Raw genomic sequence first — 24,277 nt, forward strand, 5'->3', positions numbered from 1 at the left:
TTCGGCATGTCCTCAAACGGTTTCGTACGGAACCGCAATCTCGCTTTTCGTCGCCAGCCACTGTGGAATCGGAAGTCCCTTGGAACGCAGGAAATCCGGATTGAAGAGCTTCGACTGATAACGATTGCCGTAGTCGCACAATATCGTCACGATTGTATGCCCCGGACCGAGCTCGCGGGCAAGGCGGATTGCGCCGGCAATGTTGATGCCGGAGGAGCCGCCGAGGCAAAGCCCTTCTTTCGTGACCAGATCGAACAGAACCGGCAGCGCCTCTGCATCGGAGACGCGATAGGAAAAGTCAGGCGTGAAACCTTCCAGATTGGCGGTGATGCGGCCCTGTCCAATACCCTCGGTAATGGAGGACCCTTCCGACTTCAGGACGCCGTGCTTGTAAAATTCGTAGAGGGCGGCACCTTCGGGATCGGCAAGGCCGATCTTGATGTCAGGATTGAAATCGCGCAGGCCATCAGCAACGCCCGCAAGTGTTCCGCCGGAACCGACCGAGCATATGAAACCATCGACCTTGCCATCCGTCTGGTCCCAAATTTCAGGAGCGGTCGTTTCGATATGGGCCTGACGGTTGGCGATATTGTCGAACTGGTTGGCCCAGATCGCGCCGTTTTCATCGGTTGCGGCAAGCTGTTTCGCCAGCCGGCCGGAGACCTTCACGTAATTGTTCGGGTTGGAATAGGGTGCTGCCGGAACTTCGACCAGCTTCGCGCCAAGAAGTTTCAGCGCGTCCTTCTTTTCCTGGCTCTGCGTCTCGGGAATGACGATGACCGTCTTGTAGCCGAGCGCATTGGCGACCAGCGACAGGCCGATGCCGGTATTGCCCGCCGTGCCTTCCACAATAGTGCCACCCGGCCGCAACTGCCCGCGCCGTTCGGCGTCGCGGATGATGTAGAGCGCGGCGCGATCCTTCACCGACTGGCCGGGATTGAGGAACTCCGCCTTGCCGAGGATTTCACACCCCGTCGCTTCAGAGGCGGCTTTCAGACGGATGAGCGGCGTGTTGCCAATAGCACTGAGCGCAGAGGAGTGAATGGTCATGATTGAGCCTTCTTGTCTGAGCGGAAATTAGGTGCCGTTATGTCCCGTTACAACCGCTTCAACGCAAGAAATTATCTTCCCGGCTTTGGCTTAGCCACGCAAAATTTTGCCGATACCCAATTTTATGCGTTTTTCTTGACTTCGGCATAGGCGGCAAGCGCTCTTTCCCGCGCCTTTCCATGGTCGACGATCGGCAGCGGATAGGTCTTGCCAAGCTCGATGCCCGCCTTCTTCAAGACCTCTTTGGGCGCTTCGAACGGCTTGTGGATGTATTTCCGGTCGAGCTTTTCAAGCTCCGGCACGAAGCGGCGCACATAGTTGCCATCGGCGTCGAATTTCTCGCCCTGCAGGATGGGGTTGAAAATGCGGAAAAACGGCGAGGCGTCCGCGCCTGAACCCGCCACCCATTGCCAGTTGGCGGCATTTGAGGCCGGGTCGGCATCAACAAGCGTATCGCGGAACCATTTCTCGCCCTTCCGCCAATCGATCAGCAGATGTTTGATGAGGAAGGAGGCAACGATCATGCGCACCCGGTTATGCATGGTGCCGTGTCGCCACAATTGCCGCATGCCGGCATCCACGATCGGATAACCCGTCATGCCGCGTGTCCAGGCCTTGAAGGATGTCTCGTCGTCCCACCAGCCGAAGGCGTCGAAACTCTCGTTCCAGTTCTTCTCGTCCAACCCAGGGAAATGAAACAGCAGGTGATAGCAGAATTCCCGCCAGACGATTTCCTTGCGGAAACGGCTGATATCGTTTGAGGCGATATTGCGGGAAAGCCCCTTCGTCGCGTGCCAGACGGTGGCAGGTGATATTTCACCCAGGGCCAGATGCGGCGAGAGCATGGAGGTTGCGTCCTTTGCCGGAAAATCGCGACCTTCTTCATAGCCTTTCAGGGCGCCATCGATGAAATCATCGAGTTTCTCCTGCGCGCCACCCTCGCCGGGAGCCCAGATGTCGCTGAAGTGTTTCGCCCAGTCTGGTTTAGTGGGCAAGAGCTTCCAATCGGAGAGCTTCTCAGATTCCGGCCATGCCTTCGGCGCTTTCAGGCTCTTCGGCGCGTCCGTCGGCGCATGCGGCTCCTCGCCGCCCTCCAGCGCCCGCCAGAAGGGCGTATAGACCCGGTAGGGACCGCCGGATTTCGTCTGGAGCCGGGATGGCTCGTGCAGCAGGTGCCCGGAAAAACTGCGAACCGTCAGGCCATCGTCGCGCAGCTTCTGCTTCAGCGCCTTGTCTGTCGCCATGCCTGCCGGATCGTAACGGCGGTTCCAGAATACTGCGTCAGCACCGGTTTCGGATATCAGCTGGCGCAGCGTCTCGCCGGCGTCGCCGCTGGCAAGAACAAGGCGACCGCCGATTTTTTCCAGCGCGGCGGAAAGGCAGGCGAGGGAGTGGTGAAGCCACCATCCCTGCGCGCCGCCGAGCGGGCCGCAGGATTTTTCCCTGACATAGACGGGGATGACGGGGCCGCCATGCTCCACGGCGGCAAGCAGGGCAAGATTGTCCGAAAGGCGCAGGTCCTTGCGGAACCAGACGATGACGGGGGAGGCTGTTGTCGGCATGAAAGGACCCGGTTCACTTCCGCTTGAACGAGTGTTGAGACGCTTTGTTCCGCAAATCGGCTAGAATGGAAAGATGGAGGTACATGGTTTCTCGAGGGTTATTTTTTCGCCCTTGAAACCGCTGATGAAGGGAACCAACTGGAGGGGCCGGCGTTTGTCGCGGGTTAATAGAGCATGGAAGTGCAATCAATGTTGCTGAACGACGTTAAGTGGGAAAAGCCCGTTACCATCTCCCTTGAAAACGGTGCTCCCCGGATTTTCAATGGCGTTTACGAAGCCTTCGATTTTCTTCAGCACGAATGGCCCGAACGTGGCGACAAGGCGCATGAACAGGCGCTGCGTCTGTGCCGCGCCTCGCTGATGGGCGATGTGGCGGGAGAAATCGCCCGCACGGCCTTCGTTGCCGCCAGCCGGCAGGCGCAATGCCTTGTCGAAGAGCAGGGCAAAATCGCATCCTGAGCGGATTTTCAGGACTGACGTGTAAAAGGCCACCCGGCAAAAACGGGTGGCCTTGTTTGTTGAGAGGCAGGAAACGGGTTGTTTCGAATGCGGGATATGGCATCGTGCATGCGAAAAGGCGAATGAGTGACGGCAATGAGCAATAACTACGGCTATATTGTTTTTCCGACGGCCCTCGGCCATTGCGGCCTTGCCTGGGCGGGGCGCGGTATCGCGCGTCTGCAATTGCCCAGCCCTGACGCCGGTGAGACTGAAAAACTTCTCCAGAAGCGCCTGCCATCCGCCTCCATCGCCGTTCCGGAAACACGCACGCGTGAGGTGATTGCAATGATCACCCGTTATTTCGGCGGCGAGCAGATCGATTTTACGACCGTAGAACTCGACCTCGCCGGACAGGAGCGATTTTTCCTCGATGTTTACGCCGTTGCGCGGCAGATCGGCTGGGGCGACACCACGACCTATGGCGGCATCGTAAAAACGCTTGGTCTCGGCATGGAAAAGGCCCGCGATGTCGGTCAGGCCATGGCGAAAAATCCGGTGCCGCTGATCATTCCCTGCCACCGGGTTCTCGCTGCCGGCGGCAGGCTTGGCGGCTTCTCCGCACCGGGCGGAACCACCACCAAATTGCGCATGCTGGATCTCGAAAATGCCGGCCGCAGCCGCGCCGATGAGGTGCAGGGCAGCCTGTTCTGAAGCAATGACAGATCAGCGCACATGAATAGGTGTCTGATTTCTGCCCATTTCTCGTCAAATTGTCGCTAAATTGTCACAATACACGGGCGCCCTCTAACATAAGGGCGAGACGTTTGAGAGTATCCGCGTTAATTCTATCCGTTGCCTTGTCTTTTACAGTCGTTGCATCGGCCTCGGCCGGCATGCTGAACCAGGCGGAAAAATACACCGGGCTGCACGAGTCCAAGAACAACAAGAGCCTCAAGAATATTCTTGGCGCAAATCCCCGCAGCACCCCATGGTGCGGCCTTTTCCTGCATGCTGTCGCCAGCAAGGCCGGCCGGCAGTCTCCCAAATCCTATGGATTTGCGAAGTCCTGGACATCCTTCGGTTATGCCGTTCCGGTGGGCCAGGCCAAGCCGGGCGATGTCGTTGTCATTCGCAACGGCCGCGGTTATCACGCCGGCATTTTGAAAAGCATGAGCGGCAAGACCGCCCAGATCCTCGGCGGCAATCAGTCCGGCCGGGTGCAGGTGTCGAACTTCAATCGCAAGGCCATCGTGTCGGTCCGTCGATAAAATCTCCAGGCATTCCTTTGATAAAGGCGGGCTTTGACCCGCCTTTTCCATTTTCGGCCTATGGCTGCTCTCTGGTGCCCGGCGCCGCCTCGCGCTGGTCATCGTCCTCAAGGTCCGTGGCGACGATGAAGGCGTCCTCATGCTGCCTTGCCGCCTGCCGGCGTGCACGCAGGCTCATGCTCTCGTCCGGGTAAATCTCGCCGTCCTTTGCTTTCAGCTCGCTGTCGGTTTCGAAACGCGCGACATCCTCGTCGCGAATATCAAGCGGTTCGGTTTTCGGCTTTTGCGGGGTGTTCATGAAATGGTCTCCTGCGGGTTTCTGCAGGGCAAACGATCCGCGGTCGACAACGGTTCCCTTTCACGCGGAAATGCTCACCCGCGACGAAACCGCGCGGAACAAACTCTGGCTTTTTTTGTTTTTTCAGTGGCACAATCAAAACCGGTGCAACACGAAGAGGGAGGTCCGTTATGAGCCATGACCGCGAAGCCGTAATCCGTGAAAAAGCGCGCGCAATATGGGAGAGGGAAGGAAGACCCGACGGGCATCATGAAAGACACTGGATCGAGGCAGAACGGGAACTTTCCGCAGATGCGGAAGCGGCAAAGTCCAAAAGCGGGAATGGCGTGAAGAAGCCAGCTGCCGCGAAGGCGTCAGCGGAGAAGGCGCCTGCGAAGAAAATGCCAGCGAAAAAGGCAGCCTCGGCAAAGGCCAAATCCCCGGCGGTAAAATCGCTTGAGAAGGAGCAGAAATCTACGGTCAGAAACAAGGACGACGATTTGACCGAGAGCCTTGAGGAGAGTTTTCCGGCAAGTGATCCGCCGGCACTGACCAACGCCACAAGGGCGACGAAACGGGCGATCAAGAAGACCTGACCGTTTGACGGCTGAATAACCGGGAATGCAGGAAAATCCCCGATCCAAATCGAGCGAATTGCAGCGGCACTTCGCTCTTCAAAACATGTTTTTGAGAGAGATGGCTCCCCGGGCCGGATTCGAACCGGCGACCTGTCGATTAACAGTCGAATGCTCTACCGCTGAGCTACCAGGGAACGTGCACCGCTTGGCGCGGTGTGAGCGGGGTAATACAAATGCTTTTCCGATTTGCCAAGCGGTTTTTTCAAAAAAAACGCATTCCTCTTGTTTTATCCCTCCAGAGTCCCGATTTTCCGGGCTTGTCGACGGTGAAAAAATTATCCACAGGCCAGATGAAAAAGGGCAGGATGGAATGAAATTCGGTATCGACCACAGAACGCATCGTCTCCATGTCGGAAAATGGAGCCTTGCCATGCCGCGTTCGCGCGTCGGCAGGATCGCGACGGGCTCGGCTCTGGTGGTGGGCGGAACGCTGGGTTTCCTGCCCGTCCTTGGTTTCTGGATGATTCCGCTTGGTCTCATCGTGCTTTCCCACGATCTGCCCGTGGTTCGCCGCCAGCGGCGACGGCTGGCGGTCTGGTGGGCGTCGCGGCAGAACGGCCGCGACAGCCGTAATGGCGGCCGGCGATAGGTCTTAAGCGCCGATGGAGCTGCTGATGCCCTGGCCGGCCCAGAAAGCCGCATAGGCGAGCGCTGCGAAATAAATCGTCGTCAGACCCAGGAAGAGATAGCCGCCGAGCACGGTGACGCCATCCCGCTGAATCATCCCGGCCGAAAAAAGCAGGATCGCGACACCCGGAAGGGTGTTGGAGAAGGGAATGAAGCCGAGCGGCATCATCAGCAATACGCCCGCCGTCATCAGCGCAAGCCCGTTTATCCGGTTGGCGATGATGCCCGTCGTCAGCGCGGGAATGCGCGGACGGATGAAACCATCGAGCTTGGAGACAATGGCGACGCCTTTTTGAAGGGCGGGAACAAGCTTTGCCGTTTCCATCTGCCGGTCAAGAATTTTTGCCGGCAACCATGGCAGGCGATTGAGGGTGATTGCCAGGCTGACAAGGATGATCGCTGCGCCAAAGACCGTGCTGACGCCGGGAATGGAAACCGGAATGAGAAAGGGTAGGGATGCGATCGCGCAGATGAGCAACAGGCCCTGTTCGCCGATTGCTTCCATCAACTCGCGCAACGTGATCGTCTGACCCTGCAGCTTTCCTATTAGCTTCTCAAGCGTCGTGCTGAGCTTTTCAGACGTATCAGTGAATGCGAATTCGTTCGTCATACGGCTTCCCGGGAGTTGTTTTAACTCCGGGCTTGATAACATTCATCCAGCCCAATGCCTATCATTGATAGAAACGGAGCCTTTCACATTTGGTCGAGTGGTTCCGTCCTGCTCAGTGCGAAACCCAGCTGCTGTAAGCCCCTGCAAGAAGAACCACCAGCAGAATGACAAGTATGACCGGATTGATCGATGTAACGAAGCTTACATATTCCATGATAACTTCCTCCTCTTCCGTCCGCCTTCATTCTACAGCAAAAAGGCGAACTTATCTACCACAGGGTGAAATTTTGCATTGCAGCAACCGGCTCTCGGTATGGGCGGGAAATGCTTGTCATTATGATTTTTTGCGATGCAAAAATAAATTTTCCAACATTTGCCATTCTCTTGCGTTGTCTCTAATTCTCATTCGGGTTCGGTCTCTCCGGCCCGCCGGCCGCCGTCGGCAAACCACATGAATTACCGCCGGCCTACCCTGGCTCCTGCCTGTCTTCACTCCGCAACACTCTTCCCCGGGGACATGAAATGCTGAAAAACATCTATGTCTGGACGATGGCGCTCGCTGCGCGCAAAACCGCCGTATGGTGGCTGGCGATCGTGGCTTTCGTGGAAAGCTCCGTCTTCGTCGTACCTGCGGATGTGCTTTTCCTGCCCATGGTGCTGGCCAAGCCGAAAAAGGCGATGTTTTATGCACTCGTTGCAACCGTCGCCTCGGTTCTCGGCGGCATCGCCGGCTGGTTCCTCGGTCATTATGCTTTTGAGAGCCTTGCCCGGCCCATTCTCGAATTTTACGGCAAGCTCGACAGCTTCGAGCATCTGAAGAACTCGGTGGATTACGAGACAATCGTTCTCCTGCTGGTGACATCGGGGCTCGCGCATCTGCCGCCGATCAAGGTCGTCACAATTCTCTCCGGTGCTGCCAATATCAGCCTCGGCCTCTTCATTCTTTCGGCTGTCGTCACGCGCGGTGCGCGCTTTTTCATCCTGGCCGGGTTGCTGCAGAAATACGGTGAACCGGTACGCCATTTCATCGAGAAACGTCTTGGCGCCATCACCGCGGCGGCGGCGGCCGCACTCATTGCGGTCTATGCGGTCTACGTTTTTGTGCGTTGATCAAGCGCAAATTTTCTACTCTTACAATACTGTCGCAGAACTTTCAGCTTACTGTCAGAATCCACCTGTATCGGTTCTCTCGTCGAATGAGGGAACCGTTTTATTATGCGAAGATTCTGGAAGTGCTCCTTTTGGGGCATGGGTATTGCTGTGCTTGCCACGGGCGGTTATCTCTACGCCATTCAGCTCCTCGGCAATTTTCACGAGGTAGTCGCGGGGCAGCTTTATCGCTCCAACCAGCCGAGCAATGAGCAGCTCGTCCGCTATACCAGGGACCATGGTATCAGGACGGTCATCAATCTGCGCGGTGCGAATGAAGCCAAGGCTTGGTATCGGGATGAGGTCGAGACCTCCCGCGAGCTCGGATTGAATCACATCGATTTCGGCATGTCGGCCAGCCAGGAGCTTGACATGAACAGGGTCAACGAGCTGGTCGCGATCATGCGCGATGCGCCGAAACCCATTCTCATTCATTGCAAGGCCGGTGCGGACAGGACAGGCCTCGCCACCGCTCTCTATCTCAGCCGCGTCGCACGGTTTGATGAGGAGCAGGCGGAAAGCCAGCTTTCCTTCCGCTTCGGCCATATCGGCATTCCTTATCTGTCGCAAACCTACGCCATGGACCGGACGTGGGAAAACGCGGAAAAGATGCCAGTCATCGACGATTTCGCGATCGCGTCCAACGAATATTGAACATCGCGTGGAGCAGGCGGTGTAGGCAACAGATGCCGGCACCGCCCTTCGTAGGGACACCCTGCCGGCTACCGCCCACCCAGCGGGCTACCACGCAGCCTTAAACTCATCTCTCCGCCCCGGCAGCCGACATGGCGAGGGATTTTTGTCTAAGGCTCAATCGACTATCTGGCTTGCCGGCATGCGTCATCGCGCCCAAAGACTGTGGCGGAGACGATTCTAATCCCGCCTCGCGTCGGGCTTCCAACCGCGCGTATATCCATTTCCCATGATGGCGACCGCAAGGGAAAGCTGTTCCTGCAAATGCTCGATTTCGCCGAGAAGCGCTTTGACAGCCGCCTTCGCATCGCCGTCATGACACTGGATGACATATCCCGCTATGTCGTCGGGCCGTGTAGGGGTGATTTTTTCAGCGTCGGGCATAGTGGATGACCTCTCTTTTGTTCACTAAATGTTCTAATTTTAGCGGAGAGTCAACAAGGCAATGCGCGCCGTCCTTCGATGGCGAGCGGCTTTACACTTGAGCCTGTATTCTCGGAAATTTAACCGGAGGACGCTCTCAATCAAAAATGGCGGATCAAGAAGAGAATGGTCGGAGCACGGGATTCCGGCCCACAACCCCGACGACTTGGTGCCGTGGAATCAAACGTTAATGAACCGACGGATCCTCGCCATCCAGGAAGCTGCGAATCCCATCCTTCTCACAAGTGGCCAGGAATTCTTCCCAGGCGTCTTTGTCGGTAGCGAAAGGTTCGTCCCAGGTGGTGACATCGTCATGCTCGCTGATAACCTCGAGCGTCCAATCCTGCTGGGTGCCAGCCGGCCGGTAGATATCAACAAGGACAGTGATGCCCTCGTCTTCAAACTCGCCCGAGAATTCTGAGTGTTCTATTTTCGGTTTTTTTGCCATCTCAGCACACTTCGTTCTCAAGGCTTGGATAAATGCACACCCGAACAGGGTCTTTTAAACTCGCGCATAGCGCTCATTACTAGAGAGCTAAAACAAATATAGCCAGCTCTGGGGGAACTGGCTATCTATCTGATTTTAATGGTCGGAGCGGCGGGATTCGAACCCACGACCCCTTGACCCCCAGTCAAGTGCGCTACCGGGCTGCGCTACGCTCCGAACCTGAAAGCCGTTTATATATAAGCCTGTTAGGGTGCAAGCGGAAAATGGTCTTTTCATAAAAAAAGGAACAAAGGGTGTGGACGGCAGGAAGGGGCCGGGGCAGGGTGATGCTTTCCGGCATGGGCGACCGTCAAACGCGTGACACATCCTCTTTCCATCATTGCCGGAACAAGCTGCGTTCTTCGGCGTTCAATCGCAGCGGAATTGAAACTCAGGGAGACGAACTATGTCCGAACTCGTCGTTGTTGGTTTTGACGGAACGGAAGTGGCCGACAGGGTGCTTCTGAAGCTTGCAGGCCTGAAAAAGGAATATCTGGTTGATCTGGAAGATGCCGTGGTCGTCGTTCGCGATGAAGACGGCAAGGTGCATCTGAAGCAGAGCGTCAATCTGACGGCAATCGGCGCAAGCTCCGGTTTCCTGTCTGGCGGTCTGTGGGGCGGCCTTGTCGGCCTGCTGTTCCTCAATCCGCTGGCGGGATTTGCCATCGGCGGCGCGATTGGTGCCGGCACGGGCGCCCTTGCGGGTTCGCTGACGGATTTCGGTATCGACGATGATTTCATCAAATCACTCGGCGAGACCATTCCCAATGGTTCTTCGGCGCTATTCGTGCTGATCCGCAAGGTGCAGCCGGAAAAGGTGCTGGCAGAATTCGAAGGCCTGCGCGGGCGGGTCATCAAGACCTCGCTGTCGCCGGCGCAGGAAGCGCAGCTGCAAAAGGCGCTCTCTGGTGGAACCGAACCGGCCACCGCGCCTGCCGTCTGAGCAGACGAAAAAGCGACGCTGCGGCATGTTCCATGTCGCAGCGATCCGTTCAGTCCTCGGGAAATCTGGCTTTATACGGTCAGGGTGCCGTTTTTCGCCTGTGGCCAGGTGAGATAATAATAACGGCTGCCGACGCTGCCGAAAAACGCGTTGTCGCCGGAAACAGTGTCGACATAGGCGCCGGTCTCGCTTCTGGCATAAGCCGAGCCGTCGCGTTTGAGATGGTCTTTCAGAAAGTCGCTCCATCCCGTCGTGGTGATCTCCGTCGTCGGCTTGGAGGTGGTTTTTGTATCGGAGGCCACGTCCCACGCCTTGATTTGGGCGCCCTCGGCGGGATCGGAGGCCGTCAGCGTGCCTGTTGTCAAAGCCTCCAGCATGGCCTTGGCCTGCGAAGCCTTGTCCGGGTCCCTGGTCAGTTCTTCCAGCATCTCCTTCAGCTCCTTCATGAAATCGGCCTTGCTAATATCGCCGGAAGAAAGCTGCGTATCGGTATCGTCGGTCTGCGTGTCTTCGCTCGAGGTCTGGGAATATTGCGCCAGAAGCTGGGTGAGGCGCGTATTGGTGGAAGAAGATGAGGTGTCGAGCCCGTAGGAATCGATGAGAGCCGCCCGCGTCGAGGAGGATGTGGCAGGGGAATTGTCTTCCTGCTCCTTGATGGCCTTGAGGGCGAGCCTGGTGGCGGTGAGGCGTGTGGACAGGTCGATGGAGGAGACCATTGCGCTAGCTGTTTCCTTGATCGGGCGATACGGATCATTCGTACCGAACCGGCGCAGCGGGCATCGATCCCGCCTTTCGTCCTCTCTCATAAGAAGACCGGGTACATCCCGGCCGTGTTCGGCGTGGGATGCACCCGGTCTTAATGGCCGGACTTTGCGCGACGCTTGCGGATCAATTCTCCTGAACGGAAACGCCGTTCGGGCCGATATTCATCTCGATCCCCTTCGGCTTGCTTTCCTCGTGCCAGACATAAGCCCCAAGGCCAACAAGGACCACCAGGAGTGCGCCGATGATGAGATAGAGATTATTGGTCTGCGTCATAAGATGTCTCCCCGTTTGACAGTCAGAATCGGGGGCTAAACGCATGAAATGGCGTAAGGTTCCGTAAGGTGAAGCGTTTTAGGCGGCCCGCGCGCGGCGGCGCAGGCTTTCGCGCTTCTCAAGCGCCATGCATCCCCACAATATGCCCAGCAGCAGGAAGAAATGCCGCCAGTGGTCGGTATCAATGACGGCGCCGATCATTACGTGTCCGACGAAGGTCACCCAGGAAATGATCAGGAACGGCTGCCACGGGCGTGGCCGCAGCAGATGCCTGAAACCTGCGGCAATGGTCCAGCAGATCAGGACCAGATAGATGACGAAACCGAACCAGCCATGCGTGGTCAGGCTCTTCAGCCAGATATTATGTTCGGCGGCGGGGAAGATATTGTCGAACACCATGGGGCCGATGCCGAGCGGGTGTTCCATGGCGAGCAGGAAGCCGAGATAGTGGCGTGCAAAACGCCCGAGATGGCCGCCATCATAAGATTGCACCGCCGAAGCGCGGCTGGAGAATAGATCCGCCACCTGCTTGAACTGCAGCGCGATGATGACCGCCGCAACCATCAGCCCGGCGGCGACGAGAAACAGCACGAGGATTTTCAGACGAAACGCAGCCGTCCGTTCCTTCAGCAGCATGACGAAGACGAGGAGGATGGTGGCGAACAGAAACAGGCCCCAGGCCGCGCGCGAGAACGACAGGAACACGCCAAGCGACAGGATGAGCAGCCCGGCGATCCGCCAGGGCGCATGCATCGCCTTGCCGGTGAGAAGGCCGTAGATCAGGTAAAGCGACGGTGTCACCAGAAAGGGACCGAAGACGTTCGGGTCCTGAAAAGCGCCTTTTGCGCGGTCGTAAAGAGTGAAGACCTCAAAACCCGGGATGGCGTGGAAATATCCGATGATGCCGAGCAGCGCTGTGATCAGCGCTGCCGTAAGCCAGGCTCGGAAAATCAAAAGCAGCCGCTGGTACTTGTCCTCCACGATCGCCGCATAAAAAACCGAGGTCAGCGCCAGGAAGGTCGAGACGGCGAGATAGAGCGGTCCCTCATCCAGATCGGCCATGGTGGTGAGCGAAAGATAACCGCCGACATTAAAGGCAAGCAGCAGGCACAGAAGCAGGACGACGGTGCGCGAAAGGCGAAGGCCAAGCAGGAACCACACGGCCACCTGTCCCACCATCATCAATTCATAAGGGGCCGGTTCGGAGATGACGAAGCCGGAAAGGAACACGCCGAAGGCGATGAAGAACGATCCGATGAGCCGCATGGTGGCCAACGGTGCGTCGAAATTCGCCGCGTGCTGGTAACCGGTGTGGGTCAATAGGCGTTTTCCGATTTGAGCAGCCGTATCGGCGTGAGGAACAGGATCTTCAGATCGAGGAACAGTGACCAGTTCTCGATGTAATAGAGATCATATTCGGTGCGGAACTTGATCTTGTCGCCGTGGTCGATCTCGCCGCGCCAGCCGTTGATCTGCGCCCAGCCGGTAACGCCGGGCTTCACCTTGTGGCGCGCGAAATAATGCTCCACCACCTCGGTATATTTCAGATCGCCCGTCTGGGCATGAACGGCGTGCGGGCGCGGCCCAACGAGCGAAAGATCGCCATAGAGAACGTTGAAGAGCTGCGGCAGCTCGTCCATCGAGGATTTGCGCAGGAAGCGGCCGACCGGTGTGACGCGGGGGTCGTTCTTCGTCACGGCTTTTTTGGCGGTCGGATCGCTGAGTTCCGTATACATGGAACGGAACTTCCAGACATTGATCGTTTCATTGTTGAAGCCGTGGCGCTTCTGCTTGAAGAGAACAGGGCCTTTCGAGGTCGTTTTCACCGCAATTCCCGCCCCCAGCATCACCGGCCACAAAATGGCGATACCGATGAGGCTGAAAGTAATGTCGAACACCCGTTTCGCCACCGAATCCCAGTCACGGATCGGCTTGTCGAACACATCGAGCATCGGCACCTTGCCCACATGGGAATAGGCGCGGGGACGGAAACGCAATTTATTGGCATGCGCCGCGATGCGGATATCGACTGGCAGTATCCAGAGCTTGTGCAGGAGCTGGAGAATGCGCGCCTCGGCACTGAGCGGCAGGGCGATGATCAGCATGTCAAGCTTCGTCAGACGGGCAAACTCCACCAGTTCAGCAAAGGTGCCAAGTTTGGGATAACCGGCGACAACTTCGGGAGAGCGGGCGCTTTTCCGGTCGTCAAAGATACCGCAGATGCGGATATCGTTATCGGATTGCTGCTCCAGCGAGCGGATAAGGTCCTTAGCGGTATCGCCACCGCCGACGATGACGGCGCGGCGCTCCATGACGCCGTTGCGGCCCCAGTGGCGAATGGCAAAACCGAGGATCAGTCGACCGGCGAAGATCGCGATCGCACCCGTTGCGTACCAGATGCCGAAGGCTTGCCAGGAGTGCAGCGCATCGGGAAAGAAGAGGAGAAGGAAACAGCCAATTCCCACGAAGGAGAGACAGACGGCGCCCTGAATGCGGGCGAACATCTTCAGCGGCGTGCGCAGTGTCGGAAGCTGATAACAATCACCCGCCTGCAGAAGAAAGACGCAGAGCGCCGCCCCCAGCACGCCGCCGCCGAAAACCGCCAGAAATGTTTCGAGACCGCGATCGGCCGCGATGCCGTTGACGATGGCGGCGATGACCACGAGCATCGTAAATTCGAGAAGCCGCAATTGCCCGATCACCATATTGGGCGAATGATTGCCGGCGCGAAGCTGGTTGGCGATCTGCCGAGCAAGCGGATTGAGAACGACGGGTTCGGATGCGGAGGATTCTCCGGTTTGACGCTCGGAGATTTTCTTGCGCAATGACGCCAGATCGAATTGCAGTCTGTCCTTGTCAGTCTTGGTCATTGCTTTGGTCCGCACCCTCCAGCGCATCGACCTGAAAACCGCACAGATTTTCAACCGGAACGATACGCAACCTCAAAGTGGTAGAGCGCCCTTTGTGCATCCGGGTGGATGGCCGCGCTCTACGAGCAGAAAACTAGCCGAAACATGCTAAGAAACGTTTATGATCAGTTTCTACAGGACGGCTGGAATATACAATTAAAAATCGTGTTTTTAAATAACTTTAGCTCGTCAGCAGGTCGCGATAGAGCTTCATCATCTCATCGGCCATAACAGGGGTTGAAAATTTCGCCTTGAAGCTGTCGGGGTGCGGCATGACCCGCTGCGCCCAGTCGGCATCCTCGGCATCCTTGACCATGATCCGCGCCAGCGCATCGGCATCGCCCGCCGGGACGAGCGCCTCGCTGTCTTCTCCGAGGATTTCGGGAATGCCGCCGACATGCGAGGCAATGACCGTCTTTCCCGCCGCAAGCGCTTCCAGCACGATATAGGGCATGGCTTCGGCGCGCGAAGGCACCACCACCGTCGTCGCCAGTTCGAAAGCCTGTCTGGCGGGCATGGCCGCATGCATGGAAATCCGCCGGGAAAGCCCGGCCTTGTCGATCATCGCGGCATATTTGTCCCTGTCCGGTCCATCGCCGACGATCACGCCGGACATGGGCTGGCCGAGGCTGCGTTCCATTTTCGCGAATGCCCTGATGAAGACATCCGGTCCCTTGAGATCACGGAGCATGCCGATGTAGAGGAAACGGGCCGTATCATCGCGGGCGGGGACGGTTTCGAACTCGCTTTCCTGCACGCCGTTATAAATCATCGCGGTGTGGGTGCGCGGCTTGCCGACCTTGGCTTCGTAAGTCGTCTGCTCGAAATTGCAGACGAAACAGAGCGCATCGGTGAAATGCTCCTGAAACCGCTCCAGCCGCAGGAAGAGCTGCCCCTTCAGGCTGTTTCTGGCATAATGCAGGCTGCCGCCATGCGGGGAATAGAGGCGGGCTACGCGATACCTGTTCGCCCGCAGGAGTGAGCCGATCAGCCGGGCAAGAGCGCCACCCTTGGCGCTGTGCCCGTGCAGAATGTCCGGCCGCAAACTTTTGATGTGCTTGTAGGATTTCCACAGCGCCATGAGGTCGCCGGGGCTGATGGACCGCCGGATGGGCAGGCGGGTGAGGCCAAGTTCCAGCATCGGGGTGATCTGTGCGAAAAGCCGTTCCTCATGCGCACCGCCGGTGGAACTGTCGCAGACGATGCCAACCTTGTGGCCCTGTTTGACATGTTCCTCGATAAGATCACGTACATGGCGGAAAACGCCGCCCACCGGGGAGCGGAAGCAGTGAATGATGCGCAGGGGTGGGCCGTCATCCGACACGTTCGCCGCTCCGTTTTCAGAAGAAGCGTTCGCGTACATAGACGGTGTCACCCGCCAGAATGGGGGCGGTAATCCCGATCCGGCCGGTCATCACCTCGGCATTGATCTTGCGGGTGATGTCGACATCGGCCTGGTTGGCGCGCGGGGTGAAGCCGCCGGCAATGGCGATGGCGTTCTGGACCGTCATACCAGGCACATAGGAATATTGGCCGGGACGGCCAACTTCGCCCATGATGAAGACCGGACGATAACGGTCGATCTCGATCGTCACATCGGGATCGCGCAGATAGCCCTGGCGCAGCTTGGCGGCAATGGCCGCTTCGAGCTGCGGCAGCGTCTTGCCGCGGGCAGGAACCTGGCCGACGAGCGGGAAGGCGACATAGCCGGCCTGATCGACCGTATAGGTATTGGTCAGTCCGGCCTGCTCGAACACGTTGATGCGCAGCCTGTCGCCGCTATCGACATGATAGGGTTGCAGGGCAGCCTCATTGAAGGACCTCGGCGCGGGTTGATATGCCGCGCAGCCGGAAAGGGCCGTCAGAACGGCAAGCGTCAGTGCGGTGACATGTCGTGATCCGGCGAGCGGCATCTGATCTGGCTCCGAGTCGATCTTTGATCATTCTTATCGTTCTGTTAGGGTTAATGTGCGGTAAACAACCCGGGCGAGCGATGGTAATATCAGCTTTATTTCGTCGGATTCTCCGGGATTAACTGTTGTGTTACCGGCAAGACTTAAGCTTCGCGAAAATTGGCCATCTATATTTGAGCGCCCGAGGTTTGTCTCGGTTACGGAGCCTGCATGAACGGCGATCGCATTGACGACAGGGATGTGGATATCGATCTTGCGCAGCTTGTCGCAGCCATATGGCAGCGCAAGGGACGGATCGCGGCGATCACGCTTCTGGCCGGAGGCTCCGCCTTCGTGATATCAAGCATGATGTCGCCTGCCTACAAGGGCGAGGCGCGCGTGCTCATCGAATCCCGCACCGCCTCCTTCGGCGCTTCGCAGCAGTCCAATGCGCCCGCCGAGCCCGTGCTCGATGAATTGACCGTTTCCAGCCAGGTGCAGATCCTGCAGTCGGTCGATCTCATCAAGCAGGTCGCCAAAGACATGAAGCTCTACGAGCTGGATGAATTCGATCCTGAAGCCCATCCTTCGCTCATTTCGCAGCTGCTGGTCGCCGTCGGCGTCAAGAAGGACCCGCTTCAGGTGCTGCCCGAAGAACGGGTGCTGAAGGCCTTCCGGGAGAAGCTGCAGGTCTATCAGGTCGAAAGCTCGCGCGTCATCACCGTCGAGTTCTCCTCGCAGGACCCCAAGCTTGCCGCCGCCATCCCCAATGAGATGATGAAGGCCTATATCGCCCTGCAGAGCGGCGCGAAACTGGATACAAGCACGGAAGCGGCGCGCTGGCTGGAACCGGAAATCGCCAGTCTGCGCGAAAAGGTGCGCGACGCCGACAGGAAGGTCGCAGATTACCGCGCTTCGTCCGATCTTCTCTCGGCGGGGCAGGGCGAAACCCTCGCCACCCGCCAGCTCAGCGATATCTCCACCGAACTTGGCCGTATCCGCGGAGAGCGCGCCAATGCGGAGGCGCGGGCGGAAGGCGTGCGCAACGCGCTTGCTACCGGCCGTCCGCTTGATACTTTCCCCGATGTCGTCGGTTCCCCGACGATCCAGAGGCTGAAGGAAAACGAAACCACGATCCGCAGCCAGATTTCCGATCTCTCGTCTTCAATGCTGGAAGGCCATCCGCGCATCCGGGCGCTGCGCAACCAGCTCGACGGCATACAGCGGCAGATTCAGGAGGAAACCCGCAAGGTGCTGGCAAGTCTCGAAAACGAGGCCAATGTTTCGCGTCTGCGGGAACGGCAGCTGATCCAGCAACTGAACATGCTGAAATCGGAAAGCGTGCGTGCGGGTGAACAGCAGGTCGGCCTCAACGATCTGGAGCGGGAAGCTTCGGCGCAGAGGCAACTTCTGGAAACCTATCTTGCTCGTTATCGGGAAGCGACGTCGCGCGCCGGCTCGGTGGATTCCACGCCGGCCGATGCTCGTGTCATTTCGACGGCGGTGGAGCCGCGCGAACCCTATTTCCCGAAGACCGGCGCCATTACCATCGTCGTTACTCTGGCGGCCTTTCTGCTGTCCTGCATCGTGGTCATGCTGGTGGAGCTTTTCACCGGCCGGGCCTTGAAGCCGATGGGCCGGAAGCAGGTTCCGCCGCTCTCCGATCCGCCTTCCCCTTCGCGTGCTCCAGCCGATCCGGACAAGGCAACGGATATGCCGGAACAGCCTGTTGCCGTGCATCATGAGAGCATACCGTCTGCTGCGCGGGCCATGCCGGTTGCGGCATACCAGCCCGCTGCCGAAAAGGAGCAACGGCACCTGCCGGCTGTAGCCGCTACCGCCACGCTGGCCCCGCCGGTGGAAGCTGTCGCGGCTGCGAAGGAAGAGGCAGTGGAAGAGGACGTCGACACTTCTGACGATTTCTCGATCGATGCTGTCGCAGGTTTCCTGGCCAGCCGTCTTGCCAAACCGGTTGCCGCCATTGTATCTCCAGCCGGTGATAGCGGTTCGACAACGACCGTCATGCTGGCGCGCGCTTTGTCCGAGATGGGCCGTTCGGTCGTTCTCGTTGACATGACGGCGTCTGCCTGTCCGACGCGGCTGATGGCGCCGGAAGCCGGGCTTCCCGGTGTCATGGACCTTCTGGCGGGTGCGGCCGCCTTCGGTGAAACCATTCACAGTGACCGCCTGTCCGACGCCCATATCGTGCCGCGCGGCAATGCGCAGCCGCGCGAGGCCATGCGCGCGATAGATCGCCTGACGATGATCCTCGGCGCGCTCTCCGACGCCTATGATACGGTTCTCGTCGAATGCGGCGCGGTGCAGATTTCGAGCCTTGGGAAAATGCTGCGCAACCTGCCGGCGGAAATCATCGTCTCGGTGCCCGGCAAGGATAGCGAATTGCTGGAAAAGACGCTCGGTGAACTGGTTGCCCAAGGCTATGAACAGGCATTGCCGATGACCGGTATGCGCAAGCCGGACCGTCTGAGCGCGGCGTGATCTGCGCTCAGTCGGCAGCGATGTCCGTCTTCGGCCGTCCGGCACGAAAACGCTGAATCAACGCATAAAGCGCCGGATTGGATTTGATCAGGCTCTTCGTCCGGGCAATGGCGACATAGACCGAGGCCGCTGCGCGACCCTTCAATGTCACCGGTAGGAATATATCGTGCTGCACGGTAAAAAGCGGGCACCAGCTGCGCTTATAGAGCTGGTCGCCGACGCCGAAATCGAAGATCGCCGCCTTCTCGCGACACGCCCTTTCGATCATCAGCCAGAACAGCAATTCGCCGGGGCTGAGTTCCGAAACGGACTCGTCAATCGAGCCGAACTGGCAGATGATGTGATCCTGCTTGCGCGAAAGGCCGGCTATCGCGGCAATGACGCCCTCGTTTTCCCCATGCAGGCGAATGGCATGCAGTTCCAGCAGGCTGCCTGTGCCCGTCTCGGGAAAATTGGCGAGATCGTAGAAGAAATCCTTCACCGATTGATTGCGAAAGACATCCGGAATGCCCTGCGAGGCGAAACGGGCGGCCTTCTGGCGGAAAAACGCCTGCAACAATTCGCATCTTTCCTGTGGCGAACGCGCGATCACATGGCTGTAACCGCCCATTTCCTCGGCCCTTCGGCTCTGGATGCGGAATTTCTTCCGTCGCCTCTTGGCATTGACCTGCCGAAGCGTGGCCTCGAAGCTCTCGAGCAGGGGAAGCTGGAAGGCCGGATTCTGGTTTTCGACGGAAGCAAGATGCGAGAGGGGATTGGTCCTGCCGCGCCACGTCAGCGGTATGTTCTGCAAAGCCAGAATATCGGCCCGACCATGCAGCAGCTTCCGCGCCTCGCGGGCAATTGCCGCCGCGATTTCCTGTCCGGCCTGTTCGGCAAAGGCGGGGTCGAAAAGCCCCGTATTGATATTGTTGAAACGGCCGCCGGGAAAACGTGCCTTGCGGATGCCGCCTTCCAGCACGATTTCGAGCGGAAGCAGGAAGATCGTCTTGCCGCCCTGCCGGCCGCGAAGTGTCAGGAGCGCGCTGTCCTGCGTTTGCGCCCAGATGGAGCACCAGCCAAAACCCTGATGCAGCGAATTGAGCGGGTCGCCTTCCAGCTGCTCCCAGTCGGAGCGGATGGTTGCGGCGTCATCGACGAGATCGATCAACAGACGATCAGCACTCCGCCGCTCGTTTTGCACGGCGGTCGGCGCTTGCTTGTCGCTGATAAAGACCGGCTCCTCAGCCGCCATCCACTCTCTCCGGTTGTTTCGGTCGGACTATATCGTTCAGCGGCAAACAATCGGTTTATAATATTGCGACCTGTGGATGTTATACAACGGCTGGCGCTCAGCCCTGTTTTTTAGGTCCGGCCATCCATTTGATGATCAGCATCGCCGGCAAAATCCACAAAATTCCGGTGAACACGAAATAAGCGAGATGCACCCACCAGGGCGATTGCGCCAGAGTCGCCGATGCAATGGCCGTCGCCACCACGGCGTAAACGACGACGAGGCAGATGATGACGACGGTGCCGATGAGCGATCTGAGGCGAGGATGCATGAAATCTTCCGTGATTGAACAGCTGTTGCGACTATACCGCCGCGACCGCATGCCGCAAACCCTGAGGTCTTGTTTTGTGGTGCCGGTTGGGGCTAATCAACATGACTGTATGAGGGAGACCTGAAAGATGCGTTCGAGCGGCATGACGATGGCAAATGGTTCTGCGGAAATGGTGGTGGAGGCTGCCCTGCAGAAACAGGAGAAGGACCGCCGCCTGCTGCGCATCTGGCTGCGCGTCGTGCTTTTCACGCTCGTCTGTCTGGTCCTCGTCGGCGGCGCCACGCGGCTTACCGAATCCGGCCTGTCGATTACCGAATGGAAGCCGATCCATGGCGCCATCCCGCCGCTTTCCGTTGCTGAATGGGAAGAAGAGTTCCAGCTCTACAAGCGCATTCCCCAATATCAGGAAATCAACAAGGGCATGTCGCTTGACGAGTTCAAGACGATTTTCTGGTGGGAATGGGCGCATCGCCTGCTTGCCCGCACCATCGGCATCATCTTCGCACTGCCGCTCGCCTTCTTCTGGCTGACCGGCCGCATCGAAAAGCGTCTGCGCCTGCCGCTGGTCGGCCTTCTGGCGCTTGGCGGCTTTCAGGGCTTCATCGGCTGGTGGATGGTATCGTCAGGCCTCGTCAACCGCACGGATGTCTCGCAATATCGCCTTGCCACGCATCTGACCATCGCCTGCCTCATCTTCGCGGGCTGCATGTGGATATTGCGCGGCCTGTCGCATCATTCGCCCGACGCCGCCGACGAAAAGACGGGCAGGGGCTTTGCTGCGTTGCTGACGGTGCTCTGTCTGTTCCAGATCTATCTCGGCGCATTGGTTGCGGGGCTGAATGCCGGCCTTTCCTATAATACCTGGCCGCTGATGGACGGCTCGCTGGTGCCGGGCGATCTCTTCCTGCAACAGCCCTGGTGGATCAACCTCTTCGAAAACCCCAAGACGGTGCAGTTCATCCACCGCCTCGGCGCCTATACGCTGTTTGCCGCCACGCTGTGGCATATGGTGTCGATGGCGCGCGCGCTGCCGAATACGCCACACGCCCGCCGCGCCGTACTGTTCTTCGTGCTGGTTTCCATTCAGGCGGCGCTCGGCATCACCACGCTTTTGATGCATGTGGATATTCATGTTGCGCTTGCCCATCAGGGCATGGCGCTGATCGTGCTTGGTTTTTCCGTCGCCCACTGGCGCGGGTTCATCGGCGAATATCCTGCGCCGGTTTCGGTCGAAATCAGGGACTAGAGTATGCAGGTTCATTCTGAACCTGCATACTCTAGATTCTTTTGTTTTCGTTTGTCTTTTCGGGAAAACCGGGTTCCACTTTTCCCTGACAAACTCTGAGCCTGCTCAGAACTGTTTCAGGACGGCCTTGATGGTTGCCGCGACGGCGAGTTCGTTGTCGCGCTCTTCCGCATTATCGTCCTCTTCGTGCCACGTGGCCGAAAGGCAGCCATAGGCGAAGGCATATTGCAGCAACAGCCGTTCATCCCGTTGCAGCGTCTTCGCGAAAATCGCCGCCATGGAGGCGATGCGCGCCTCGCTACGGGTGAGGTCGAAACGGTCCAGCGGATTGGAGAACATGTTGGCGACGTCGAATGCCGCATCGCCGATCAGGCCTGACGGGTCGATGATGATCCAGCCGCGTTCGCTGCGCATGATGTTCTCATGGTGCAGATCGCCGTGCAGCGGCTTGATATCCCGCTGCTTGCCGATCAGTTCCTGCGCAAGCGTGGCCGCCTCGATATAGGGGCTTTCCACGCCGTCAGTGCGGCCCTGTTCGGCCTTGCGGAACAGGCTTTCGAAATAGAGCGGCAGCGTCAGCAGGCTTGAGGGCGGCGTCTGCTGCGATGGCTGATGATATTCCAGCAGAACGTTAGCGGCGATTTCCGTGGTGGCATCGTCGTCACCGTCGCGGAACAGCACGTCGCGCAGCGTCTCGGTTCCGGCATGCTCCATCAGCAGAATGTCGTCCGAGCGGTCGAGCAGCTCCACGCAGCCGACACCTGCGCGCCATGCGATGAAATCCGCACCGCGAAGGCTGTCTTTCAGCACTTTCTTTTTCAGGACCTTGGCAACGGCAAGGGAACCGTCCTTGCGCGTCAGTTCGTAAACGATGCCGGCTGGTGTATCGGCGATGCGTTTTGCGGCCTCGATATTCCACGAGGCCGGAAAAGATGGCGTGGTGCTGTTCATGCAAGTCTCATGCGGAAAGCATCAGTTCCATGTTCTGGACGGCCGCGCCAGACGCACCCTTTCCGAGATTGTCGAGCAGCGCGACGAGATTGATATGCTCGCCGCCCGGCGTGCCGAAAACGAAGAGCTTCATCGTGTCCTTGCCCGCCAGTTCTTCGGCGTCAATGCGCGCGAGGCCCTTGCTTTCGGCCAGCGGCACGACGCTGACGATGTCCTGTCCCGCGTAGTGGGCGCTCAGCGCCGCATGGATCGTTTCGATGGTCGCGCCTTCCTTCAGGTCAGCGGCAAACAGCGGCACCTGCACGATCATGCCCTGCGGGAAACGACCGACGGAGGGCGAAAACAGCGGTGCACGGTCGAGCTGACCGTGAATGGTCATCTCCGGCACATGCTTGTGCTTGAGCGTCAGGCCATAAAGGAAATTATTGGCGCTGATTGAGTCATCGCGGCTCTGGTCTTCCATCTGTGCGATCATCTGCTTGCCGCCGCCGGTGTAGCCGGAAACCGCATTGACGCTGACCGGATAACCGTCCGGCAGGAGGCCTGCGGCGCGCAGCGGGCGCAGAAGGGCGATCGCGCCGGTCGGGTAGCAGCCCGGATTGGCGACGAGGCGGGCGGAACGAACCTTTTCGCCCTGTTCCTTATCCATTTCGGCAAAGCCATAAGCCCAGTCCTGATGGACGCGATAGGCGGTCGAGGTATCGATGATACGGACATTATTGTTGCCGGCCACCATGGAGACGGCTTCTTTCGAGGCATCGTCGGGCAGGCAGAGGATCGAAATGTCGGCGTTGTTGAGCATGTCCTCGCGCATCGCCGCATTGCGGCGCTCGGCTTCGGGTATGGACAGCAGCTCGATATCGCGGCGACCGGCAAGGCGCGTGCGGATCTGCAGACCCGTGGTGCCGTGTTCGCCATCGATGAAGATCTTCGCTGTCATGTCCTTGTCCTGACTTTTCAAAGGGTTGCGAGGGTATTCGGAATCAGTTCGGTAAGCGCCGTTTTCTTTGTCAGCCAGCCTTCGCCAGCCGTTCGGCACGCAGGCCAAGCATATACATTGCAACGGTGGCTCCGGCAATGGCGGTAATATCAGCGTGGTCGTAAGCGGGGGCGACTTCCACGACATCGGAACCGCGAATATCCAGCTGGCCAAGCCCGCGCAGAACGGAGAGAATTTTCGCACTGGTCGGCCCGCCGGCGACAGGCGTGCCGGTTCCCGGCGCAAAGGCTGGATCGAGGCAATCGATATCGAAGGTCAGATAGGTGGGCATGCCGGCCGTGTGCTTGACGATCAGCGAGGCGATATCGCTCGCCCGCATTTCCTCCACCTCGTACCCATGGAGAATGCGAATGCCAAAATCGTCAGGCGCATGGGTGCGGATGCCGATCTGGATCGAACGGTCGGGATCGATCAGGCCATCGCGCACGGCGCGCGCCACGAAGGAGCCGTGGTCGATGCGCTTGCCGTCATCGAACCAGGTGTCCTGATGCGCATCGAACTGCACCAGCGCCAGCGGCCCGTGTTTGGCGACATGCGCCTTCAGGAGCGGCCAGGTAATGAAATGATCGCCGCCGAGCGTCAGCAGATAATCCGTCTTGGAGATGATCCGGCGCGCTTCCTTTTCGATCGTGTCAGGCGTTTTCCAGTGGTTGCCATAGTCGAGCAGACAGTCGCCGTAATCGATGGTGGGCATATGGGCGAAGAGATCGTGCGCGAAGGGATATTGCGGGTCGTTGTCGAAAATCGCCGAAGCCCGGCGGATCGCCTGCGGCCCGAAGCGCGCGCCCGGCCGGTTGGAGGTTGCTGCATCGAAGGGAATGCCCCAGATGGCAGTCGATACGCCCTTGAGGTTCTTGGTGTATTTGCGCCGCATGAAGGAGAGGACACCCGCATGGGTCGGGTCGGTGGCGGCAGATGTCAGCGTCGTGGCGGTAATGGCATGGTCGATTGTTTTGGCCGGCATATGTCACCCCATCGCGTTTTGCGCTGAAGGTGCTGTCTTCGCGCCGAAAAAACAAGGGAGCAGACA

27 protein-coding genes and 2 tRNA genes are annotated in these 24,277 nt (G+C 58.6%); 10 read left to right on the forward strand and 19 right to left on the reverse strand.

The annotated features are described in order from the left end of the window. Window positions 1-12: 12 nt before the first annotated feature. The gene (locus V6R85_RS02695; RefSeq protein WP_020810800.1) at window positions 13-1,050 is read right to left on the reverse strand and encodes a cysteine synthase A; all 1,038 of its coding nucleotides are present in this window, start codon (window positions 1,048-1,050) and stop codon (window positions 13-15) included. 122 nt (window positions 1,051-1,172) lie between these two features. Then, window positions 1,173-2,612, reverse strand: coding sequence for a cryptochrome/photolyase family protein (locus V6R85_RS02700; RefSeq protein ID WP_111834298.1), 1,440 nt, complete (start codon window positions 2,610-2,612; stop codon window positions 1,173-1,175). 189 nt (window positions 2,613-2,801) lie between these two features. Between V6R85_RS02700 and V6R85_RS02705 the strand changes: the two genes are divergently transcribed. The 3 genes from V6R85_RS02705 to V6R85_RS02715 all read left to right on the forward strand — a co-directional run bounded on the left by V6R85_RS02705 (window position 2,802) and on the right by V6R85_RS02715 (window position 4,321). After that, window positions 2,802-3,071 carry a DUF982 domain-containing protein gene (locus tag V6R85_RS02705; RefSeq protein WP_003502285.1) on the forward strand — a complete coding sequence of 90 codons (270 nt, stop codon included), beginning with the start codon at window positions 2,802-2,804 and terminating at the stop codon, window positions 3,069-3,071. Between the two features lie 135 nt (window positions 3,072-3,206). Next, window positions 3,207-3,764 carry a methylated-DNA--[protein]-cysteine S-methyltransferase gene (locus V6R85_RS02710; RefSeq protein WP_111834299.1) on the forward strand — a complete coding sequence of 186 codons (558 nt, stop codon included), beginning with the start codon at window positions 3,207-3,209 and terminating at the stop codon, window positions 3,762-3,764. A gap of 113 nt (window positions 3,765-3,877) precedes the next feature. Then, complete coding sequence (locus V6R85_RS02715) at window positions 3,878-4,321, forward strand: TIGR02594 family protein (protein WP_020810805.1); 444 nt, start codon at window positions 3,878-3,880, stop codon at window positions 4,319-4,321. 58 nt (window positions 4,322-4,379) lie between these two features. On the opposite strand, the gene V6R85_RS02720 is transcribed toward V6R85_RS02715, so the two are convergent. Then, on the reverse strand, window positions 4,380-4,619 hold the full coding sequence (locus tag V6R85_RS02720) for a hypothetical protein (protein WP_003502291.1): 240 nt from the start codon (window positions 4,617-4,619) through the stop codon (window positions 4,380-4,382). 170 nt (window positions 4,620-4,789) lie between these two features. Between V6R85_RS02720 and V6R85_RS02725 the strand changes: the two genes are divergently transcribed. Beyond that, on the forward strand, window positions 4,790-5,194 hold the full coding sequence (locus V6R85_RS02725) for a DUF2934 domain-containing protein (protein WP_111834301.1): 405 nt from the start codon (window positions 4,790-4,792) through the stop codon (window positions 5,192-5,194). A 101-nt stretch (window positions 5,195-5,295) separates the two neighbouring features. Here V6R85_RS02725 and V6R85_RS02730 read toward each other — a convergent pair. Beyond that, window positions 5,296-5,370: transfer RNA gene (locus tag V6R85_RS02730), tRNA-Asn, on the reverse strand. Between the two features lie 176 nt (window positions 5,371-5,546). Between V6R85_RS02730 and V6R85_RS02735 the strand changes: the two genes are divergently transcribed. Continuing rightward, the gene (locus V6R85_RS02735) at window positions 5,547-5,825 is read left to right on the forward strand and encodes a hypothetical protein (RefSeq protein WP_020810808.1); all 279 of its coding nucleotides are present in this window, start codon (window positions 5,547-5,549) and stop codon (window positions 5,823-5,825) included. Between the two features lie 3 nt (window positions 5,826-5,828). On the opposite strand, the gene V6R85_RS02740 is transcribed toward V6R85_RS02735, so the two are convergent. Next, a complete protein-coding gene (locus V6R85_RS02740; protein WP_020012290.1) occupies window positions 5,829-6,473 on the reverse strand; it encodes an exopolysaccharide biosynthesis protein in 645 nt (214 codons plus the stop codon). A 522-nt stretch (window positions 6,474-6,995) separates the two neighbouring features. Here V6R85_RS02740 and V6R85_RS02745 point away from each other — a divergent pair. Next, complete coding sequence (locus V6R85_RS02745) at window positions 6,996-7,583, forward strand: YqaA family protein (protein WP_336377015.1); 588 nt, start codon at window positions 6,996-6,998, stop codon at window positions 7,581-7,583. A 138-nt stretch (window positions 7,584-7,721) separates the two neighbouring features. Beyond that, window positions 7,722-8,276 (forward strand): dual specificity protein phosphatase family protein, encoded by a 555-nt coding sequence (locus V6R85_RS02750; protein ID WP_020810810.1) that lies wholly within the window; start codon window positions 7,722-7,724, stop codon window positions 8,274-8,276. Between the two features lie 219 nt (window positions 8,277-8,495). On the opposite strand, the gene V6R85_RS02755 is transcribed toward V6R85_RS02750, so the two are convergent. The 3 genes from V6R85_RS02755 to V6R85_RS02765 form a co-directional block, all read right to left on the reverse strand. Then, window positions 8,496-8,699 carry a hypothetical protein gene (locus V6R85_RS02755; protein ID WP_111834302.1) on the reverse strand — a complete coding sequence of 68 codons (204 nt, stop codon included), beginning with the start codon at window positions 8,697-8,699 and terminating at the stop codon, window positions 8,496-8,498. A 226-nt stretch (window positions 8,700-8,925) separates the two neighbouring features. After that, complete coding sequence (locus tag V6R85_RS02760; protein ID WP_020012294.1) at window positions 8,926-9,186, reverse strand: hypothetical protein; 261 nt, start codon at window positions 9,184-9,186, stop codon at window positions 8,926-8,928. A 139-nt stretch (window positions 9,187-9,325) separates the two neighbouring features. Continuing rightward, window positions 9,326-9,402: transfer RNA gene (locus V6R85_RS02765), tRNA-Pro, on the reverse strand. Window positions 9,403-9,631: 229 nt separating this feature from the next. On the opposite strand from V6R85_RS02765, the gene V6R85_RS02770 reads away from it, so the two are divergent. Further along, on the forward strand, window positions 9,632-10,168 hold the full coding sequence (locus V6R85_RS02770; RefSeq protein WP_003502301.1) for a DUF1269 domain-containing protein: 537 nt from the start codon (window positions 9,632-9,634) through the stop codon (window positions 10,166-10,168). Window positions 10,169-10,239: 71 nt separating this feature from the next. Here V6R85_RS02770 and V6R85_RS02775 read toward each other — a convergent pair whose 3' ends face one another. From V6R85_RS02775 to uppC, 6 genes are all read right to left on the reverse strand, one after another. After that, window positions 10,240-10,884 (reverse strand): hypothetical protein, encoded by a 645-nt coding sequence (locus tag V6R85_RS02775; RefSeq protein ID WP_336377016.1) that lies wholly within the window; start codon window positions 10,882-10,884, stop codon window positions 10,240-10,242. A 172-nt stretch (window positions 10,885-11,056) separates the two neighbouring features. Then, window positions 11,057-11,206 (reverse strand): hypothetical protein, encoded by a 150-nt coding sequence (locus tag V6R85_RS02780; RefSeq protein ID WP_003496532.1) that lies wholly within the window; start codon window positions 11,204-11,206, stop codon window positions 11,057-11,059. Window positions 11,207-11,284: 78 nt separating this feature from the next. Further along, a complete protein-coding gene (uppF, locus tag V6R85_RS02785; RefSeq protein ID WP_080866082.1) occupies window positions 11,285-12,526 on the reverse strand; it encodes a polysaccharide biosynthesis O-antigen ligase family protein UppF in 1,242 nt (413 codons plus the stop codon). Continuing rightward, window positions 12,523-14,076, reverse strand: a complete 1,554-nt coding sequence (gene uppE / locus V6R85_RS02790; RefSeq protein ID WP_031233998.1) for a polysaccharide biosynthesis glycosyltransferase UppE — start codon at window positions 14,074-14,076, stop codon at window positions 12,523-12,525. The genes uppF and uppE overlap by 4 nt, the downstream gene beginning before the upstream one ends. Window positions 14,077-14,296: 220 nt before the next feature. Next, window positions 14,297-15,439: a polysaccharide biosynthesis type 4 glycosyltransferase UppD gene (gene uppD / locus V6R85_RS02795; RefSeq protein ID WP_065694935.1), complete on the reverse strand. Its 1,143-nt coding sequence runs from the start codon at window positions 15,437-15,439 to the stop codon at window positions 14,297-14,299. A gap of 16 nt (window positions 15,440-15,455) precedes the next feature. Continuing rightward, entirely contained in the window at window positions 15,456-16,028 is a 573-nt protein-coding gene (gene uppC / locus V6R85_RS02800; protein ID WP_003502309.1) for a polysaccharide export protein UppC, read from the reverse strand. A gap of 210 nt (window positions 16,029-16,238) precedes the next feature. Here uppC and uppB point away from each other — a divergent pair, with 210 nt between their 5' ends. Then, complete coding sequence (gene uppB / locus V6R85_RS02805) at window positions 16,239-18,506, forward strand: polysaccharide biosynthesis protein UppB (protein ID WP_111792354.1); 2,268 nt, start codon at window positions 16,239-16,241, stop codon at window positions 18,504-18,506. 7 nt (window positions 18,507-18,513) lie between these two features. Here uppB and uppA read toward each other — a convergent pair whose 3' ends face one another. After that, window positions 18,514-19,740, reverse strand: coding sequence for a polysaccharide biosynthesis GNAT family N-acetyltransferase UppA (gene uppA, locus V6R85_RS02810; protein ID WP_111834303.1), 1,227 nt, complete (start codon window positions 19,738-19,740; stop codon window positions 18,514-18,516). 97 nt (window positions 19,741-19,837) lie between these two features. Further along, a complete protein-coding gene (locus V6R85_RS02815) occupies window positions 19,838-20,050 on the reverse strand; it encodes a DUF2842 domain-containing protein (RefSeq protein WP_003502315.1) in 213 nt (70 codons plus the stop codon). Between the two features lie 142 nt (window positions 20,051-20,192). On the opposite strand from V6R85_RS02815, the gene V6R85_RS02820 reads away from it, so the two are divergent. Next, window positions 20,193-21,296, forward strand: coding sequence for a COX15/CtaA family protein (locus V6R85_RS02820; RefSeq protein WP_035212501.1), 1,104 nt, complete (start codon window positions 20,193-20,195; stop codon window positions 21,294-21,296). 105 nt (window positions 21,297-21,401) lie between these two features. Here V6R85_RS02820 and V6R85_RS02825 read toward each other — a convergent pair whose 3' ends face one another. From V6R85_RS02825 to speB, 3 genes are all read right to left on the reverse strand, one after another. After that, a complete protein-coding gene (locus tag V6R85_RS02825) occupies window positions 21,402-22,247 on the reverse strand; it encodes an aminoglycoside phosphotransferase family protein (RefSeq protein WP_112958568.1) in 846 nt (281 codons plus the stop codon). Window positions 22,248-22,254: 7 nt separating this feature from the next. After that, a complete protein-coding gene (gene argC / locus V6R85_RS02830) occupies window positions 22,255-23,187 on the reverse strand; it encodes an N-acetyl-gamma-glutamyl-phosphate reductase (RefSeq protein ID WP_003502330.1) in 933 nt (310 codons plus the stop codon). A gap of 70 nt (window positions 23,188-23,257) precedes the next feature. Further along, entirely contained in the window at window positions 23,258-24,211 is a 954-nt protein-coding gene (gene speB / locus V6R85_RS02835; RefSeq protein WP_020810818.1) for an agmatinase, read from the reverse strand. Between the last annotated feature and the right edge of the window lie 66 nt (window positions 24,212-24,277).

The sequence above is a fragment of the Agrobacterium sp. CCNWLW32 genome, assembly GCF_037083425.1.
Taxonomy (GTDB): domain Bacteria; phylum Pseudomonadota; class Alphaproteobacteria; order Rhizobiales; family Rhizobiaceae; genus Agrobacterium; species Agrobacterium radiobacter.